Source organism: Hoyosella sp. YIM 151337 (assembly GCF_026041215.1).
Classification (GTDB): Bacteria; Actinomycetota; Actinomycetes; order Mycobacteriales; family Mycobacteriaceae; genus Hoyosella.
On record NZ_JAPEIQ010000037.1, the window covers coordinates 1 to 2,287 of the forward strand.

General features: G+C 63.2%; 2 protein-coding genes. One reads left to right on the top strand and one right to left on the bottom strand.

Annotation, left to right across the window (positions count from 1 at the left end):
* Nucleotides 1–65 precede the first annotated feature (65 nt).
* Nucleotides 66–344 (bottom strand): hypothetical protein, encoded by a 279-nt coding sequence (locus ONR57_RS18150; RefSeq protein WP_265124939.1) that lies wholly within the window; start codon nt 342–344, stop codon nt 66–68.
* 950 nt (nt 345–1,294) lie between these two features.
* On the opposite strand from ONR57_RS18150, the gene ONR57_RS18155 reads away from it, so the two are divergent.
* A complete protein-coding gene (locus ONR57_RS18155; RefSeq protein WP_265124940.1) occupies nt 1,295–1,864 on the top strand; it encodes a hypothetical protein in 570 nt (189 codons plus the stop codon).
* The last annotated feature ends 423 nt before the right edge of the window (nt 1,865–2,287 follow it).

Below are 2,287 nucleotides of genomic sequence, written 5' to 3' on the forward strand. Positions count from 1 at the left end.
ACGTATGTCGGTGAGGCGCCTTCAGATCGTTAGCGAGGCGCGATGGCGCGGCAATCTCTCGTCGGTCAGGAGACTCGTGAGCTTCCCGATCCGGACGGGGAGCCACCGAGTCGCCAGCTCGAGGTTTTCTGGCTGGCGTAGGTGCTGCCGCTGAGAACTGCGTCTCGGTTGCGTTGGGCTGCTCGCTGCGCGGTTCGTTCCGCCGCGTCGAACTGTTGCTGGAGCTTCTTGCCGCAGGCCTCGTGCACGACTTTGCCCGTAGGAGTGGTTGTGGTGCGCGCATTGTGGCGGAAACGCTCGTAGCAGACGGCGCATTTTCCGCGCCGGGGCTGTGCTTTGCTCACGCCGGAATTGTGTCCACAAACGCGGGGAAATGAATGAATTTCCATTCCTTGCCGGCGTGCCTGTCGGCGTTAGGACCGATATGCCGGCTACGCATTTAGCAAGCGTGCAAAAAGAAACGCCACCCGACTGTTTGGCGACCGTGGGGCGGCGTTTCGAAGCTAAACAACTCCAGGGACAGGGTAACCCATGAAACCCGGCCGCCGGAACCGGATTCCCCGGTGTTTCTCGGCAGGTAGGCAATAGCGGCTCAGGTGGCACCGCTATTCATTGCCTTAGAGACCCCCACCGGCTAGCCCCCGGGTGTAGTGAGAGCGAAAGCAGTAGGGCACAGGAGTACCGGCACAGGAGACGTTGCCCCCTTATCGCGTGAGCGCGGGGGTAGATCACGGCAGGCCCAGTCTCGCGAGGTGCAGAACCCGCACCGCCTTCGGCACGCAGGCGGACGGAGGCCGGTACATATTCCGCCCTGACGCATCAGTAATGCGGTGCGTAGGACGAGGCTCCATACCGCCCGGCTCCATACCGGACGAGCCAAGTCTTCCCTCCCTAGAGACCACGAAAAAAGCACTGCTTGTGGTCTCTAGGGAGGAGCGTCACCACCCACCCTCACCACCCGGAGCAGGGCGCTAACGCGTTGGAACGCTGGGTGGGTGGTGATTAAACACAGTCCGAGCGAAGCGAGGTCCGCTTCTCCGCCCACGCTCAACTGCTGCCTTGGCTGTCGAGGTACTGCCGTCCCTTGATCCTCAAGGTTTAGGTAGGCACGCCGAACCAAGTCACGCCCACTCGCATGCCACTTTTTGTACGCCTGCCTCCTCCTCCCGACCCTTCCAACCCCCAGAGTTGGCCCTCAAAATCCGCGTGATCGCTGTCACTCGCGAGCCACACACCTCTTGCAGAAGTTCTGACTTTTTGGGGAATTACGTCCGGGCGAAATAAAATCACGCCCATGACCAGCCCCGACACCAGCCCTGCATGCCCGCGCTGCGGGGCATCGGTCGTGCAGCCTTTCGGACCTGGCCGCCGCCGCGTCTGGTGCTCTGACTCGTGCCGCCGCCGCGCATCCGATGAACGGGCCGCCGCGGCTCGCAGCGGATCCGCAGTACGGGTCATCGAGCGGGATCGGGAAACTGTGCGTGAGGTTGTGCGGCCCATGACTACCCGCGAAGCGAAATCGTGGCTCCTCGACGATCCTGAAGCGCTTTCAGAGCTGTTCTCAGCCGTGCAATGGCACCAGGCACGCGGCAAACTCGCCCCCGGGGTTGAGGGAGCAATCCGTCCGCACATCTACGCGCTCGCCGCGACACTGTTCGGCAACCCCACACCACAAGAAACCACCGACCACCACGCCGCACACATCCGCACTGTGCTCGGCTCACCCCGCGCCACCACTGAACTCCTGCGCGAACTCCTCACCGAAGCCCGCAACAACGCCTTCGCCCACCCACGGCACACACGCACCGCCCACGCCATCAGCGACCTCGCCCAAGAGCTCCTCCAACGCCGCCAACTTCCCTAAGCCCAACGCTCTCCCGCGCCACCGCTTCGCGCTGGCTTGCGACCGATCCCTTGTGTGCCCGGGACGTGTCCCCCTTGACTGCAAACCTTCCGTTCGACATCGACACGTCGAGTGAAAGGCCAGACCATGGCAGCAAACAACGACCGAACCAACCAACCGAATCCAGGCTGGTGGATCGCAATGCACGCGGGCCTCTCAGGTGCTGCACGGGCACTCGTTGCACACCTGATCGAGGCTCTCCGGTGGTGGTAAATCTCGTGGCAAGACCCGCGCCAGCGGGTCGCGGCAGCCTCGAAACCCAGCGCAGTGGAGTGCACAGGCCTATGCAGGCAGGAGCTTGTTCCACCACTTGCGGACCGGTTCGGCGGTGCTGCTGGATGTGAGCATGCGCAGTGATGCGGCCTGGGTTTCGATGACGCGTTC